The following is a 15,200-nucleotide window of genomic DNA, read 5'->3' as shown; positions in this document are numbered from 1 at the left end:
GCATCATGGCGGGCCCTGGGGATTCCCCGGGGCCCTTCGTCGTTTCCGGGGCCTGACCTGCGGAAACCCGCCGGACGCCTGTCCACGAATAGTCCACAGCGCACGTCACAGGGCTGCATATCGCGACCTACGGCCGCACATGGTCTAGACCCTACAAACAGTGATGGCCCCTGGTGAGGGGCCATATCTGCTGGTCGAACGGTGTGCCCCTGGCAGGATTCGAACCTGCGCACACGGCTCCGGAGGCCGTTGCTCTATCCCCTGAGCTACAGGGGCTCGGGTGACGTGAACATTACCAGCTCTGGGGAGTGGGTTGCGAAGGGGTTGGAGGGAGGGGGCGGGGGAGGTGCGGGATGAGATGTGCGGATCGGGCCCCGAGGTGGGTGTGGGGGGCCTAACCTCACTGGCGTGGGCGGGATTGGTGGTGAGGCGGCGCGGGTGCTTGTCGTGGATGACGACGAGGTGATTCGGCAGCTGATCGCGGTCAATCTGCGGCTGGAGGGGTTTGTGGTGAGCACTGCTCGGGATGGTGAGGAGTGCTTGCGGCTCGTGCATGAGGTGCGGCCGGATCTGGTCACGCTCGATGTGGTGATGCCGCATCTGGATGGGATCGGGACGGCTGCTCGGTTGCGGGCGGATCCTCGGACCAGTGGGTTGAAGATCCTGATGATCAGTGCCTGTGCCCAGGACGAGGACTTCTCGCGGGCTCGGGCGGTGGGCGTGGACGGGTATTTGACGAAGCCGTTTCATCCCGAGCAGCTCATTCGGTTGGTGCGGGCGTTGTCGCCGGAAACGGGATCGGGAAAGGAAGCGGGAACGGGAAAGGAAGCGGGAGCGGGAACGGGAGCCGCAACAGGAGTGGAAGCGGGAGCGACACCGCGAGCGGAAGCAGGAGCCGCACCGCGAGCGGAAGCAGGAGCCGCGGCAGGAGTGCGGGCCGAGCCGGAGCCGGCTTCGGAAGTGTCACCCGAATGACCTACGCCGCCCGCCGGGCGGGTTGGTCGGCGGGTCGCCTACCCTTGTCCCCGTGACCCCCGCAGAGCTTTCGCAGTCAGTGTTGTCCGCGGTTCGTGCCGCCGTCGAGGCGGGCGAGCTCGCCGTTGCCGTGCCCGAGAGCACGACGGTGGAGCGACCCAAGAACCGCGAGCACGGGGACTACGCGACGAACATCGCGTTGCAGCTCGCGAAGCCGGCCAAGCGGCCGCCGCGGGAGATCGCCCAGCTGCTGGCCGCGCGGATCGCGCAGGCGACCGGTGTGGCCAAGGTCGACATCGCCGGCCCCGGGTTCCTGAACATCACGCTCGACACGGCCACCCAGGGCGAGTTGGCCCGCAGCATCGTCGAGGCCGGCGCCGCGTACGGCAGCAACGACGCGTTCGACGGGCTCAAGATCAACCTGGAGTTCGTCTCGGCGAACCCGACCGGGCCGATCCACATCGGTGGGGTGCGCTGGGCCGCCGTCGGCGACTCGCTCGGGCGGATCCTGCGCGCGTCCGGCGCCGACGTCACCACCGAGTACTACATCAACGACGCCGGCGTGCAGATCGACAAGTTCGGCAAGTCGCTGATGGCGGCGGCGAACGACCGCCCCGTGCCCGAGGACGGCTACGTCGGCGCGTACATCAACGACATCGCCGCCGACATCGTCGCCGAGCGTCCCGACGTGTTGAGCCTGGCCGAGGCCGAGCAGGAGAAGGTCTTCCGCGCCACCGGGCTCAAGCTGATGGTCGCCGAGATCCAGCGCTCGATGGAGAACTTCGGCGCGCACTTCGACGTGTGGTTCTCCGAGACCACGCTGCACGCGTCCGGCGCGGTGGAGAAGGCGATCGAGCGGCTGCGCGAGCAGGGCCACGTCTACGACGACAACGGCGCGATCTGGCTGCGCACCACGGACTACGGGGACGACAAGGACCGGGTCCTGATCAAGTCCGACGGCGAGAAGACCTACTTCGCCTCCGACGCCGCGTACTACCTGAACAAGCGCGACCGGGGCAACGAGGTCGCCGTCTACATGCTCGGCGCCGACCACCACGGGTACGTCGGGCGGCTCAAGGCGATCGCGGCCTGCGCGGGCGACGACCCCGAGCACAACATCGAGATCATCGTCGGCCAGTTCGTGAAGATGATGCGCGCCGGCGAAGAGGTCCGGATGTCCAAGCGCGCGGGCAACATCATCACCATCGACGACGTCGTCGAGTGGATCGGTGTCGACGCCGCGCGCTACTCGCTGGCCCGCTCGTCCACCGACTCCACGATCACCCTCGACATCGACATCCTCACGTCGCACAAGAACGAGAACCCGGTGTTCTACGTTCAGTACGCGCACGCCCGGATGTCCTCGGTCGAGCGCAAGGCCGCCGAACGCGGGATCGTCAAGGGCGAGTTCACGCCGGAGTTGTTGTCCACCGAGTGGGAGTCCGACCTGCTCGGCATGCTCGGCGAGTTCCCGCGGGTGGTCGCCAAGGCCGGCGAGATGCGCGAGCCGCACCATGTCGCGCGCTACCTGGAGCAGTTGGCCGGCACGTACCACCGCTTCTACGACCACTGTCAGATCCTGCCCAAGGGCGAGGAAGAGGTCACCGACCTGACGTACGCCCGAATGTGGCTGGCCGAAGCCGCGAAAACCGTGGTGGCCAACGGCCTCGCCCTGCTCGGGGTGTCCGCCCCCGAGCGCATGTGACGGATCGTCACAACGCAGGCGACAGGCCGAAGGCCGGGCGGATGCCCGGCCTTCGGTGTTTCCCGGCCCGCCGGCCGCCGCACCCGCCCCGCAAAAGACCCACACCGACGCCCACACCCCCCGGGGAGCACCACGACATGAGCCGTTCCGCCCACCCCGCCGGTCCCCGCCACGCGGACGTCCTGCCCGACGGCGCACCGCCGATCGCGCCCGAGGACCTGACCCTGCTCGACCCGAAGATCTGGCCCACGAACGCCGAGCGCGGCGCCGACGGCGTGGTCACCGTCGCCGGCCTGGACGTGCGCGAGCTCGCCCGCGAGTTCGGTACTCCCGCGTACATCCTCGACGAGGCGGACTTCCGGGCCCGCTGCCGCGCCTGGCGCAAGGCGTTCGAGGGCGCGGACGTGTTCTACGCGGGCAAGGCCTTCCTGTGTCGTGCGCTGGTGCGCTGGATCGCCGAGGAGGGCCTGAATCTGGACGTGTGCACCGCGGGCGAACTGGCCGTCGCGCTGTCCGCGGGCATGGACCCGGCCCGGATCGCCTTCCACGGCAACAACAAGTCGAGCGCCGAACTGGAACGCGCCCTGGAGGTGGGCGTCGGCCGGATCGTGGTCGACTCGTTCGAGGAGATCAGCCGGCTGGCGTTCCTGGCCGACCGGCGCGGCGTCACCCAGAAGGTCCTGGTCCGGATCACCGTCGGCGTCGAGGCGCACACCCACGAGTTCATCGCGACCGCGCACGAGGACCAGAAGTTCGGCTTCTCGCTGGCCGACGGCCAGGCCGCCGAGGCGGTCCGCCGGATCCGCAAGCTCGACTCGCTCGAACTGATCGGCCTGCACTCGCACATCGGCTCGCAGATCTTCGACACCGCCGGGTTCGAGGTCGCCGCGCGCCGCGTGGTCGGCCTGCTGGTCGCGGTCCGGGACGAGCACGGCGTCGAACTCCCCGAGATCGACCTCGGCGGCGGTCTGGGTATCGCCTACACCTCCGCCGACGACCCGCAGTCGCCCGCGATCATCGCCGCCTCGCTGCTGGACATCGTGCGCCGCGAATGCGCCGCCGCCGGGCTGGCCGCGCCCCGGCTGTCGGTCGAACCCGGCCGCGCGATCGCCGGGCCCGGCACGTTCACGCTCTACGAGGTGGGCACGATCAAGCCACTGGAGGGTCTGCGCACCTACGTCAGCGTGGACGGCGGCATGTCGGACAACATCCGCACCGCGCTCTACGACGCCGAGTACACCGTGACGCTCGTCTCACGCGAGAGCGACGCGGCGCCGATGCTCTCGCGCGTGGTGGGCCGGCACTGCGAGTCGGGCGACATCATCGTCAAGGACGCGTACCTGCCCGCCGACCTGGCCCCCGGCGACCTGCTCGCGGTACCCGCGACCGGCGCCTACTGCCGCTCGATGGCGAGCAACTACAACCACGTGACCCGCCCGCCGGTGATCGCGGTCCACGACGGCAGCGCGCGCGTGATCGTGCGGCGCGAGACCGAAGAGGACCTGCTCCGCCTCGACATCGGCTGAACGCCCACCCCCGGGACCGCCGTACGAGAGCATCTCGGCACGAAAAGACACACACGAAAACGCACACACCAGAACGCACACGAACGCCGGAACCGAGCCCGGAGCAAGACTCCGGGGCGGGATCCCCGCCGGGGCGAGATCCCCGCCGAGGCGAGAACCCCGCCGGGGCGAGAGCCCGGGAGTAGAACCCCGGAGCGAGAGCCCCGGAGCAGAATCCCGGAGCAAGACCCCGCCGGAGCGAGAACACCGGAACAAGCGAGAACACCGGCACAGCAGCACCGGCACCACAGCAGCACCGGCACCACAGCAGCAGCACCGGCACAAAAGAACACCGGAACAAGAACGACGGAACGATCGGGGGCCGCCACGCGGCGGCCCCCGGGCTCGGGAGAAAATCCCGTGGCCGGCATGCAAGGCCGCAAGAATTGTCGTCTCGGATCCTGGACCAGCCCTGGTTCGGAGAATGATCCGAGCGACACTTGTCGGCACTGCCCGACTCCGGAAATTCCCCGGACGGCAGACTCGGACAACCTTTGTCTTCGAGAAGTGAGGTCGGATGATGCGTACGCAGCCGCTGAAGGTGGCGCTGCTCGGTTGTGGTGTGGTCGGCTCCGAAGTGGCCCGCATCATGACGACGCACGCGACCGACCTCGCCGCCCGAATCGGGGCCCCGATCGAGCTGGCCGGCGTGGCGGTACGCCGGGCCGGGCGCGAGCGCGCGGGCATCGACCCCGAGCTGGTCACCACGGACGCCGTGGAACTGGTCAAACGCGACGACATCGACGTCGTGGTCGAGGTGATCGGCGGCATCGAGCCCGCCCGCGGCCTGATCCTGTCCGCGATGGAGCACGGCGCCTCGGTGGTCTCCGCCAACAAGGCGCTGCTCGCCGAGGACGGCTCGACGCTGCACGCCGCCGCCGCGAAACACGGTGTGGATCTCTACTACGAGGCCGCCGTGGCCGGCGCGATTCCGCTCCTGCGTCCGCTGCGCGAGTCGCTCGCCGGGGACAAGGTGGAGCGGGTCCTGGGCATCGTCAACGGCACCACCAACTTCATCCTGGACCGGATGGACTCGACCGGCGCGGGCTTCGCCGAGGCGCTCGACGAGGCCACCGCGCTGGGGTACGCCGAGGCCGACCCCACCGCCGACATCGAGGGCTTCGACGCCGCCGCCAAGGCCGCGATCCTGGCGGGTCTGGCCTTCCACACCCGGGTGACCGCCGCCGACGTCTACCGCGAGGGCATCACCGAGGTCAGCGCCGCCGACGTGGCCAGTGCCAAGGCGATGGACTGCGTGGTCAAGCTGTTGGCGATCTGCGAGCGCGGCGCCGACGGGCAGAGCGTGAGTGCCCGCGTGCACCCGGCGATGATCCCGCGTTCGCACCCCCTGGCGTCGGTGCGCGAGGCGTACAACGCGGTCTTCGTCGAGTCCGAGGCGGCCGGACAGCTGATGTTCTACGGCCCCGGGGCCGGTGGCGCGCCGACCGCGAGCGCGGTGCTCGGCGACCTGGTCGCGGTCTGCCGCAACAAGCTCTCCGGCGCGACCGGGCCCGGCGAGTCGGCGTACGCCCAACTGACCCCGCAGCCGGTGGGCATCGCCCGTACCCGCTACCACCTGAGCCTGGACGTCGCCGACCGAGCCGGTGTGCTGGCCCAGGTGGCCGCGGTGTTCGCCCAGCACGACGTGTCCATCGACACGGTCCGTCAACAGGGCCGGGACGGGGATGCCACACTCGTGATCGTCACCCATACCGCCACCGACGCCGCGCTCGCGGCGACCGTCGCCGATCTGCGCGGTATGGACATCGTCCGTGACATCGCCGGCATCATGCGGGTCGAAGGGGAGTAGAGGGACCGTGAGCGCGCTCAAGGAAGGCGTCCGCACCACTCAGTGGCGCGGGGTCATCGAGGAATACCGCGACCGTCTGCCGGTCTCGGCGAACACACCCGTGGTCACCCTGCGTGAGGGTGGTACGCCGCTGGTCCCGGCCCAGGTGCTCTCCGAGCGCACCGGATGTGAGGTTCACCTCAAGGTCGAGGGCGCCAACCCGACCGGGTCCTTCAAGGACCGCGGCATGACGATGGCGATCTCCAAGGCCAAGGAGGAGGGCGCGCGAGCGGTCATCTGCGCGTCCACCGGCAACACCTCGGCCTCGGCCGCCGCGTACGCGGTGCGCGCCGGGATGGTCTGCGCCGTGCTGGTGCCGCAGGGCAAGATCGCGCTCGGCAAGATGGGCCAGGCCCTCGTGCACGGGGCGCGCATCCTCCAGGTCGACGGCAACTTCGACGACTGCCTCACGCTCGCCCGCGATCTGGCCGAAAAGTACCCGGTCGCGCTGGTGAACTCGGTCAACCCGGTGCGCATCGAGGGCCAGAAGACGGCCGCCTTCGAGATCGTGGACATGCTCGGCGACGCGCCCGACATCCACGTGCTCCCGGTCGGCAACGCGGGCAACATCACCGCGTACTGGAAGGGCTACAACGAGTACGCGGCCGACGGCCCGGCCGCCCGCCGCCCGCGCATGTGGGGCTACCAGGCGGCCGGTTCGGCGCCGCTGGTCAACGGCGCGCCGGTGCTCTCGCCGCAGACGATCGCCACCGCGATCCGGATCGGCAACCCGGCGTCGTGGGACTTCGCGATCGCCGCGCGGGACGATTCCGGCGGTCACATCGAATCGGTGACCGACCGTCAGATCCTGTCGGCGTACCGTCTGCTGGCCGCCCAGGAGGGCGTCTTCGTGGAGCCGGCGTCCGCCGCGAGTGTGGCCGGATTGCTCCAGGCGGCCGAACAGGGTCGGGTCGATCCGGGCCAGCGGATCGTCTGCACGGTCACCGGCAACGGCCTCAAGGACCCGGACTGGGCCGTGGCCGGCGCGCCCAAGCCGGTCGTCGTGCCGATCGACGCGTCTGCCGCGGCTGCCCAACTCGGCCTGGGCTGACCCGTTCGGCCGCCATCGATCGATGCACCGGTGGAATGTCGCCCATTCGCCGCATTCGCCGGTGTGGAAATCGTTTCGGAATCGAATCCGGGCGGTCGACGGTCACTCGTCGACCGCCCCCGGTCCTTTTCGATCCCATTTCCGGTACCAATCCCACGACGCGGTGGTTACGGTGTCCCGCGAGGGAACGCACCTTCGGTAGGCTGATCACCGGACGCGGCCTTGCACTCGTTCCGCGGCGCATGCCGCCCGGGTCTCGCGTCTGTTCCTGCCGTTCCGCAGCACCCGCGATTTCCCGAACGCGCCACCGGTTCGGACCGTCCCGCGAAGGTGCCCGGAACTCCACGAGGAGGAGTGTCCACGCGTATGGCCGGCCCCGCATTCCGTGCCGCCCCCGTCCGGGTTCGCATCCCGGCCACGAGCGCCAACCTGGGTCCCGGGTTCGACGCGTTCGGACTCGCGCTCGGACTGTACGACGACGTCGCCGTCCGGGTCGCGGACGAGGGCTTGTCGATCGACATCGCAGGTGAGGGCGCCGACGACCTGTCCCGTGACGAGAACCACCTGGTCGTGCGCGCGGCCTACGCCGCGTTCGAGGCGATGGGCGGTCGACCTCCCGGGCTGGACGTCGTATGCGCCAACCGGATCCCGCACGGACGCGGTCTGGGCTCGTCCGCCGCGGCGATCTGCGCGGGTGTGATCGCCGCCCGGGCGCTGACCATAGGCGGCGCCGAACGGCTCGACGACGAGGCCACACTCGCCCTGGCGACCGAGTTGGAAGGCCACCCGGACAACGTCGCGGCGTGTCTGCTCGGCGGGTTCACCATCGCCTGGACCGAGGAGGACGGCCCCCGGGCGGTGCGATCGACCCCCGACCGGGGTATATCTCCAGTCGTGTTCGTACCCGCCTCCCCGCTGTCCACCGAGGTCGCGCGCGGTCTGCTGCCGGCCAAGGTGACACATCGCGACGCCGCGGCGAACGCGGGACGCGCCGGCCTGCTGGTCACCGCGCTGACCTCGCGTCCGGACCTGCTGTTCGCCGCGACCGAGGATCGGCTGCACCAGACCTACCGGGCGCCCGCGATGCCCGCGAGCGCCGAATTGATCGACAAGCTGCGCGCACAGGGGATGGCCGCGGTCGTCTCCGGCGCGGGGCCGACCGTGCTCGCCCTGGTCACACACGACCGGGTCGACGAGGCGATCGGTATGGCCGGGCCCGATTGGGTGGTTCGGCAATTGGGAGTGGACGGGGCCGGAGCAAGCGTCATGCCACTGGCGTGACCTGCGTACTCGCTGTTCGTTGGCAGTACGCCCGGTAGGCGGGAGACGGACCCGACGGCACACCCGGCGCGGCCGGGCGAACGGTCCGAGCGGTGGTGGATCCGTTCACTCCACTGCACTACCGCAGGAAAAATGGGCTGCGCCGGGGGAGCGATGGGGTGGGGGAATGTCTCTTGGGTCCGGTAGTGTTAGCGTCATCACCGCACCAGATCCCCCACCCGCATAGGTTGGGCGCGTTCGGTGCTCTGTGGCCACGATCCTTTGGGAGTTCCCCCTCCTGCCTGTCCTTCGTGACGAACGTGGCTCCCCGATACAGACCGGCGGAACCACCGCGCCGCGTCGAGCTCATCCCGGGGACCCGAGGGCCGTTCCTTCACAGGAAATCGAGCCCCTACAGGAATACGAGCCCCCACAGGCATACATGAGCCCGATCCTCGCAGTACTGGGCACATTTTCGACGATTCCCGCCATCCGGCGGACCACCGCACCGGACCGCACTGGAAGCGGGACGGACAGCACAACCGGTCGCCGAGCCCTCTCAAGGCCGACGCCCGCTCCAGGGAAGGACCCTTCGTGAGCGACACCACCGAACTCATGGACGCAACGCCGCAGGCCGCGTCCGCCTCGGGTGACGCGGCTGCCACCGCGGACGCCCCCGCTCCCGCCACGCGGCGCCGCCGCTCGACGGGCACCGGCCTCAACGGCATGGTGCTGGCGGAGCTGCAGCAGGTCGCCACCGGTCTCGGCATCAGCGGCACCGGCCGCATGCGCAAGAGCCAGCTGATCGAGGCCATCCAGGCGAAGCAGGGTGGTTCGGACGCCGCTCCCGCTGCAGCCACGAAGCCGGCCCGGGCCACCAAGGCGAAGGCCGCCGCAGCCGCGGACAACGGCGCGGCACCGGCCGAGGCCGTCGCCGCGGCACCCGCCGAGGCGCCCGTCGCGGAGGCGCCCACCAGGGCCCGCCGTGCCGCGCGGACGCGGGTCGCGGTCGAGGCCCCGCAGATCGAGATTCCGGAGCAGGCCGCCGCCGAGGCGCCCGCCAACGGGCGCACCCGACGTGAGCAGGAGCCGGCGGCCGAGGCCACCGAGGCCCCGACGCGCCGTCGTGGCGAGCGCACCGAGCGCACCGGCGACGAGCAGGGCGAGCAGCGCGAGGGCGGCGAGCGCGAGGGCCGCCGCGAGCGTCGCGAGCGCGGCCAGAACCGGCGCGACCGCGGCGACCGCAACAACGAGCGCGGCGGCGAGCGGACCGAGCGCGCCGAGCGCCCGGAGCGCGGCGAGCGGGCCGAGCGCGGCGACCGCGGCAACAACGAGCGCGGGGAGCGCGGCGGCGACCGCGCCGAGCGGGCCGACCGCGGCGGCGAGCGCGGCAAGCAGCAGCAACAGCAGCAGCAGGACAACGACCCGATGGGTCCGGACGACGACTTCGAGGGCGGCGGCCGTCGGCGCCGTGGCCGTTACCGCGACCGCAACCGTCGCCGCGGCGGCCGCGAGGGCTTCGAGACCAACGAGCCCGTGCTGGCCGACGACGATGTCCTGGTCCCCGTCGCGGGCATCCTGGACATCCTCGACAACTACGCCTTCGTGCGGACCTCGGGCTACCTGCCCGGCTCCAACGACGTGTACGTCTCGCTCGCCCAGGTCCGCAAGAACGGCCTGCGCAAGGGTGACGCGATCGTCGGCGCGGTGCGTCAGCCGCGCGACGGCGAGCGTCGGGAGAAGTTCAACGCCCTCGTGCGCCTGGACACGGTCAACGGCATGGAGCCGGAACAGGCGCGGCAGCGCTCCGACTTCAACAAGCTGACCCCGCTGTACCCGCAGGACCGGCTCCGTCTGGAGACCGACTCCGGCGCGCTGACCACGCGGATCATCGACCTCGTGTCGCCGATCGGCAAGGGCCAGCGCGGTCTGATCGTCGCGCCGCCCAAGGCGGGCAAGACGATGGTGCTCCAGGCGATCGCCAACGCGATCACCGTGAACAACCCCGAGTGCCACCTGATGGTCGTGCTCGTGGACGAGCGCCCCGAAGAGGTCACCGACATGCAGCGCTCGGTCAAGGGCGAGGTCATCTCCTCGACCTTCGACCGGCCCGCCGAGGACCACACGATCGTCGCCGAGTTGGCCATCGAGCGGGCCAAGCGCCTGGTCGAACTGGGCCACGACGTGGTCGTGCTGCTCGACTCGATCACCCGCCTGGGCCGCGCGTACAACCTCGCGGCGCCCGCCTCCGGCCGCATTCTGTCCGGTGGTGTCGACTCGACCGCGCTGTACCCGCCGAAGAAGTTCTTCGGCGCGGCGCGCAACATCGAGAACGGCGGCTCGCTGACCATCCTGGCCACCGCGCTGGTCGAGACCGGCTCGCGGATGGACGAGGTGATCTTCGAGGAGTTCAAGGGCACCGGCAACATGGAGCTCAAGCTCGACCGCAAGCTCGCCGACAAGCGGATCTTCCCGGCGGTGGACGTGGACGCGTCCAGCACCCGCAAGGAAGAGATCCTGATGGCGTCGGACGAACTCGCGGTCGTCTGGAAGCTGCGCCGGGTGCTGCACGCGCTCGACCAGCAGCAGGCCATCGAGCTGCTCCTGGACAAGATGAAGAAGACCAAGAGCAACGGCGAGTTCCTGATGCAGATTCAGAAGACGACGCCGATGCCGAACGACTAGTCGGCTCACGCGTGGGGTCCGGGGGTCGCCCCCGGACCGGCACAGTCGAAGACCACGCCGATGCCGAACGACCGGTCGCACCTCGACCGGTCGTAGGACGCAAGACCGGACACAGCGTCGGCCGGGAGGGAATGTCACGACCTCGGTCGTGGTTGGGCGGTACAGACCCTGATTTGGGTCCGGTCGCCCCCTCCTGGCAGACTGCTCTGTCGGCCCCGGTTCACGTGACGCCCACTCGGGCGTACGACCCGGCGCCCTCCCGAACCCAAGGAGACTCCTGTGAAGCCCGACATCCACCCCGAGTACGTGGAAACCACCGTCACCTGTGGCTGTGGCTCGACGTTCACCACGCACAGCACCGCGACCAGCGGCCAGATCCGCGTCGAGGTCTGTTCGCAGTGTCACCCGTTCTACACGGGCAAGCAGAAGATCCTCGACACGGGTGGCCGTGTGGCGCGCTTCGAAAAGCGCTTCGGCAAGCAGCCGGTGGCCGGCAACAAGTAGCGACCCCGCGGCGCCGGAGGAGCGGTGGGCCTTGTCCAAGGTCCGTCCCGCCCCTCCGGCGCCGTTCGTTTGTCCGCCCGTCCCGGGCGTCCCGCCGATCCCGCCACCGCGTCACGATCCCGCCGAGTTCGCGGCCATACCCCAGAGGAGCCCCCAGTGTTCGAGGCGATGGACGACCTGCTCGCCGAGCACGCCGACCTGGAGCGACAGCTCGCCGATCCGGCCGTGCACACGGACCAGACGCGCGCGCGCAACCTCGGGCGGCGCTACGCCGAACTGGGGCCGATCGTGGACGCCTACCGGCAGTGGTCCAGTGCCGCCGCCGACGTCGAGGCCGCACACGAACTGGTCGCCGAGGACCCGGACTTCGCCGCCGAGGCGGAGGAGGCCGAGCAGCGCCGCGAGGAGTGCGCGGAGAAGCTGCGCCGGCTGCTGGTGCCGCGCGACCCGGCCGACGACAAGGACGTGATCCTCGAGGTCAAGGCGGGCGAGGGCGGCGAGGAGTCGGCCCTGTTCGCGGGAGACCTGCTGCGGATGTACCTGCGCTACGCCGAGCGGGCCGGCTGGAAGACCGAGATCCTCGAATCCAACGAGTCCGATCTCGGCGGCTACAAGGACGTCCAGGTGGCGGTGAAGACCAAGGGCAACCCCGCGCCCGGCGAGGGCGTCTACGCCCGGCTCAAGTTCGAGGGCGGCGTACACCGCGTCCAGCGCGTGCCCGCCACCGAGTCGCAGGGCCGCATCCACACCTCCGCGGCCGGCGTCCTGGTGCTGCCCGAGGCGGAGGACGTCGAGGTCGAGATCAACGCCAACGACCTGCGCATCGACGTGTACCGCTCGTCCGGGCCCGGCGGCCAGTCGGTCAACACCACCGACTCCGCGGTGCGCATCACGCACCTGCCCACCGGCATCGTGGTCTCCTGCCAGAACGAGAAGAGCCAGCTCCAGAACAAGGAGTCGGCGATGCGCATCCTGCGCGCCAGGATGCTCGCCGCGGCCCAGGAGGAGGCCGACAAGGAAGCCTCCGACGTGCGCCGCAGCCAGGTCCGCACGGTGGACCGCTCCGAGCGCATCCGGACGTACAACTTCGCGGAAAACCGGATTTCGGACCACCGCGTGGGCTACAAGGCGTACAACCTGGACCAGGTGCTCGACGGCGATCTCGATCCGGTCATCCAGGCGTGTGTGGACGCCGACATGGCCGCTCGGCTCGCCCACCAATAACGGAGACGAGATGAACCTGCTGCTCGCCGAGGTGGCCCAGGCCACCCTGCGACTGGCCGACGCGGGCGTTCCCTCTCCGCGCTTCGATGCCGAGGAACTCGCTGCGTTCGTGCACGGTGTCAAGCGTGGCGCCCTGCACACCGTCGCCGACGGCGACTTCGACGCGCGGTTCTGGGAGGCCATCGCGCGCCGGGAGGCCCGTGAGCCGTTGCAGCACATCACCGGGCGGGCCTTCTTCCGCTACCTCGAACTCCAGGTGGGTCCCGGCGTGTTCGTGCCCCGGCCGGAGACCGAGGTGGTGGTCGGCTGGGCGATAGACGCGCTGCGCGCGATGGACGTCGCCGAACCGCTCGTGGTCGACCTGTGCACCGGCTCCGGCGCGATCGCGCTCGCGGTCGCCCAGGAGGTGCCCCGCTCGGTCGTGCACGCGGTCGAGCTGGACCCGGACGCGTACCGCTACGCCGCGCGCAACGCGAGCGGCTCGCGGGTGATCCTGCACCGGGGCGACGCGCTCGCCGCGCTGCCGGAGCTGGACGGCACGGTCGACCTGGTGATCAGCAATCCGCCCTACGTCCCGCTGGACGAGCGGGACGAGATGGCCCCCGAGGCGCGCGACCACGACCCCGAACTGGCCCTGTTCTCCGGGCCGGACGGGCTGGACTTCATCCGGATCCTGTCCAAGACCGCCTACCGGCTGCTGCGCCCGGGCGGCCTGGCGGTGGTCGAGCACGCGGACACCCAGGGCGGCGCGGTGCCGTGGATCTTCAACGAGGAGGCCGGTTGGGTGGACGCGGCCGACCACCGCGACCTGACCAATCGGCCGCGCTTCACCACCGCACGCAAGGAAGGCGCGTGAATCGCGCGCCCCGCACGTCCGCGCGGCCGGCCTCGCCCGCGCCGCCCGCACCCTTCGCGGCACCGGCACCACCCGTGGCCTTCGCACCACTGGCATCACCGGCACCACCCGCGGCACCCGCACGCTTGGCATCGCCCGCACCGCCCGCTTCGCCCGTACCGCTTCAGGAGGTAAGTGCCCGATGAGCCGACGCTACGACTGCTCCGACGCGATGGACCGTGGGCTCGGGCTGCGTGAGGCGACCGGGTCGATCAAGCGCGGCGACCTGGTCGTGCTGCCCACGGACACCCTGTACGGCATCGGCGCGGACGCGTTCACCCCGCACGCCGTGCACGCGTTGCTCGACGCCAAGGGCCGGGGCCGCAACATGCCCTCGCCCGTGCTGGTGGGCTCGCCGAACACGCTGCACGGGCTGGTCACCGGCTTCCCTGAGGTGGGCTGGGAACTGGTCGACGCGTTCTGGCCGGGCGCGCTCACCATCGTCGCCTTCCACCAGCCGTCGCTGATGTGGGACCTGGGCGATACCCGCGGCACGGTCGCGGTGCGGATGCCGCTGCACCCGGTCGCGATCGAACTGCTCACCGAGACCGGGCCGATGGCGGTCAGCAGCGCGAACCGGTCCGGGAATCCGGCGGCGACCACGGTCGACGAGGCCGAGGCCCAACTCGGCGAATCGGTGTCGGTGTACCTGGACGGCGGCACCTGCCCCTCGACCGCGCCGTCCTCGATCGTCGACCTGACCGCCGGCCGCCCCCGGCTGCTGCGTGAGGGTGCCCTGTCGTTGGACACGTTGCGCGAGGTCGTACCCGACCTGGAGGGCGTGAATTGACCCCGCCACCTCCCGTGGGGCACTCCTACGGGCCGTACGGGTCCGCGCCCGACTCGTTTCGGATCCTGTTCGTGTGTACGGGGAGCATCTGCCGCTCGCCGATCGCCGAACGGCTCGCGCGGCTGGGACTGGAGCGCCGGCTCGCCGCCGACGACGCGGTCCGTCTCAGCGTGCAGAGCGCCGGGACCTGGGGGCACGAGGGCGCGCCGATGGAGCCGCACGCGGCCGAGGTGCTGCTCGAATACGGCGCCGACCCGGGCGACTTCCACGGCCGCGAACTGCTGGACGAGCACGTGGCCGAGGCGGACCTGGTGCTCACCGCGACGCTCGACCACCGCGCGCACGTGGTGTCCATGGGGCACGCCTCCGGCCTGCGCACGTTCACGCTCAAGGAGTTCACCCGACTGGTCGCGGTACTGGAGCGCGCGCCGTATCCCGAGCGCGATCTGGTCCAGCGCGGCCGCTCGTTGGTGCGGGCCGCCGCGGCGTTGCGCGGGCGGCTGGCCGCGCCCGATCCCGAGTGGGACGAGGTGGCCGACCCGTACGGCGCGCCGCTGAGCGTGTTCCGGGCCTGTGCCTCCGACATCGGCTCGGCCCTGGACCCGGTGCTCACCGCGCTCACCGGGCACCCCGCGCACAGCCACTGACGACATCTCGGCGCGCGAGTCGCGCGCACCCGCGCGGCGACCGGCCCGAA

12 protein-coding genes and 1 tRNA gene are annotated in these 15,200 nt (G+C 70.7%); 12 read left to right on the top strand and 1 reads right to left on the bottom strand.

The genetic code is table 11. The annotated features are described in order from the left end of the window. Positions 1-204 precede the first annotated feature (204 nt). A tRNA-Arg gene (locus tag ACIBSV_RS23370) sits at positions 205-276 on the bottom strand. A 141-nt stretch (positions 277-417) separates the two neighbouring features. Here ACIBSV_RS23370 and ACIBSV_RS23365 point away from each other — a divergent pair. The 12 genes from ACIBSV_RS23365 to ACIBSV_RS23310 all read left to right on the top strand — a co-directional run bounded on the left by ACIBSV_RS23365 (position 418) and on the right by ACIBSV_RS23310 (position 15,150). Then, entirely contained in the window at positions 418-975 is a 558-nt protein-coding gene (locus ACIBSV_RS23365; RefSeq protein WP_395866502.1) for a response regulator transcription factor, read from the top strand. A 52-nt stretch (positions 976-1,027) separates the two neighbouring features. Beyond that, positions 1,028-2,680, top strand: a complete 1,653-nt coding sequence (argS, locus tag ACIBSV_RS23360; protein WP_395866017.1) for an arginine--tRNA ligase — start codon at positions 1,028-1,030, stop codon at positions 2,678-2,680. Positions 2,681-2,817: 137 nt separating this feature from the next. Beyond that, entirely contained in the window at positions 2,818-4,206 is a 1,389-nt protein-coding gene (gene lysA, locus ACIBSV_RS23355) for a diaminopimelate decarboxylase (protein WP_395866016.1), read from the top strand. A gap of 556 nt (positions 4,207-4,762) precedes the next feature. Continuing rightward, complete coding sequence (locus ACIBSV_RS23350; RefSeq protein WP_395866014.1) at positions 4,763-6,055, top strand: homoserine dehydrogenase; 1,293 nt, start codon at positions 4,763-4,765, stop codon at positions 6,053-6,055. Between the two features lie 7 nt (positions 6,056-6,062). After that, the gene (gene thrC / locus ACIBSV_RS23345) at positions 6,063-7,145 is read left to right on the top strand and encodes a threonine synthase (protein ID WP_395866012.1); all 1,083 of its coding nucleotides are present in this window, start codon (positions 6,063-6,065) and stop codon (positions 7,143-7,145) included. 366 nt (positions 7,146-7,511) lie between these two features. Then, positions 7,512-8,426, top strand: a complete 915-nt coding sequence (gene thrB / locus ACIBSV_RS23340; RefSeq protein WP_395866010.1) for a homoserine kinase — start codon at positions 7,512-7,514, stop codon at positions 8,424-8,426. 573 nt (positions 8,427-8,999) lie between these two features. After that, positions 9,000-11,090: a transcription termination factor Rho gene (gene rho, locus ACIBSV_RS23335; protein ID WP_395866008.1), complete on the top strand. Its 2,091-nt coding sequence runs from the start codon at positions 9,000-9,002 to the stop codon at positions 11,088-11,090. Between the two features lie 279 nt (positions 11,091-11,369). Beyond that, positions 11,370-11,594 (top strand): 50S ribosomal protein L31, encoded by a 225-nt coding sequence (rpmE, locus tag ACIBSV_RS23330; RefSeq protein WP_355543038.1) that lies wholly within the window; start codon positions 11,370-11,372, stop codon positions 11,592-11,594. Between the two features lie 156 nt (positions 11,595-11,750). Further along, complete coding sequence (gene prfA, locus ACIBSV_RS23325; protein WP_395866006.1) at positions 11,751-12,818, top strand: peptide chain release factor 1; 1,068 nt, start codon at positions 11,751-11,753, stop codon at positions 12,816-12,818. A gap of 10 nt (positions 12,819-12,828) precedes the next feature. Continuing rightward, positions 12,829-13,674 carry a peptide chain release factor N(5)-glutamine methyltransferase gene (gene prmC / locus ACIBSV_RS23320; RefSeq protein WP_395866004.1) on the top strand — a complete coding sequence of 282 codons (846 nt, stop codon included), beginning with the start codon at positions 12,829-12,831 and terminating at the stop codon, positions 13,672-13,674. A gap of 181 nt (positions 13,675-13,855) precedes the next feature. Continuing rightward, complete coding sequence (locus ACIBSV_RS23315) at positions 13,856-14,503, top strand: L-threonylcarbamoyladenylate synthase (protein ID WP_395866002.1); 648 nt, start codon at positions 13,856-13,858, stop codon at positions 14,501-14,503. Continuing rightward, on the top strand, positions 14,500-15,150 hold the full coding sequence (locus ACIBSV_RS23310; RefSeq protein WP_395866000.1) for a low molecular weight phosphatase family protein: 651 nt from the start codon (positions 14,500-14,502) through the stop codon (positions 15,148-15,150). Before ACIBSV_RS23315 ends, ACIBSV_RS23310 begins: the two co-directional genes overlap by 4 nt. Positions 15,151-15,200: the final 50 nt, after the last annotated feature.

This window comes from Embleya sp. NPDC050154, assembly GCF_044460165.1.
Classification (GTDB): Bacteria; Actinomycetota; Actinomycetes; order Streptomycetales; family Streptomycetaceae; genus Embleya.
Note: the sequence above shows the minus strand (reverse complement) of the source record. Positions and strands in the feature narration are given on the sequence as shown.

Coding starts and splice junctions, on each gene's coding strand:
- ACIBSV_RS23315 (WP_395866002.1), top strand. CDS start 13,856: ATGAGCCGACGCTACGACTGCTCCGACGCGATGGACCGTGGGCTCGGG.
- prmC (WP_395866004.1), top strand. CDS start 12,829: ATGAACCTGCTGCTCGCCGAGGTGGCCCAGGCCACCCTGCGACTGGCC.
- lysA (WP_395866016.1), top strand. CDS start 2,818: ATGAGCCGTTCCGCCCACCCCGCCGGTCCCCGCCACGCGGACGTCCTG.
- ACIBSV_RS23350 (WP_395866014.1), top strand. CDS start 4,763: ATGATGCGTACGCAGCCGCTGAAGGTGGCGCTGCTCGGTTGTGGTGTG.
- thrB (WP_395866010.1), top strand. CDS start 7,512: ATGGCCGGCCCCGCATTCCGTGCCGCCCCCGTCCGGGTTCGCATCCCG.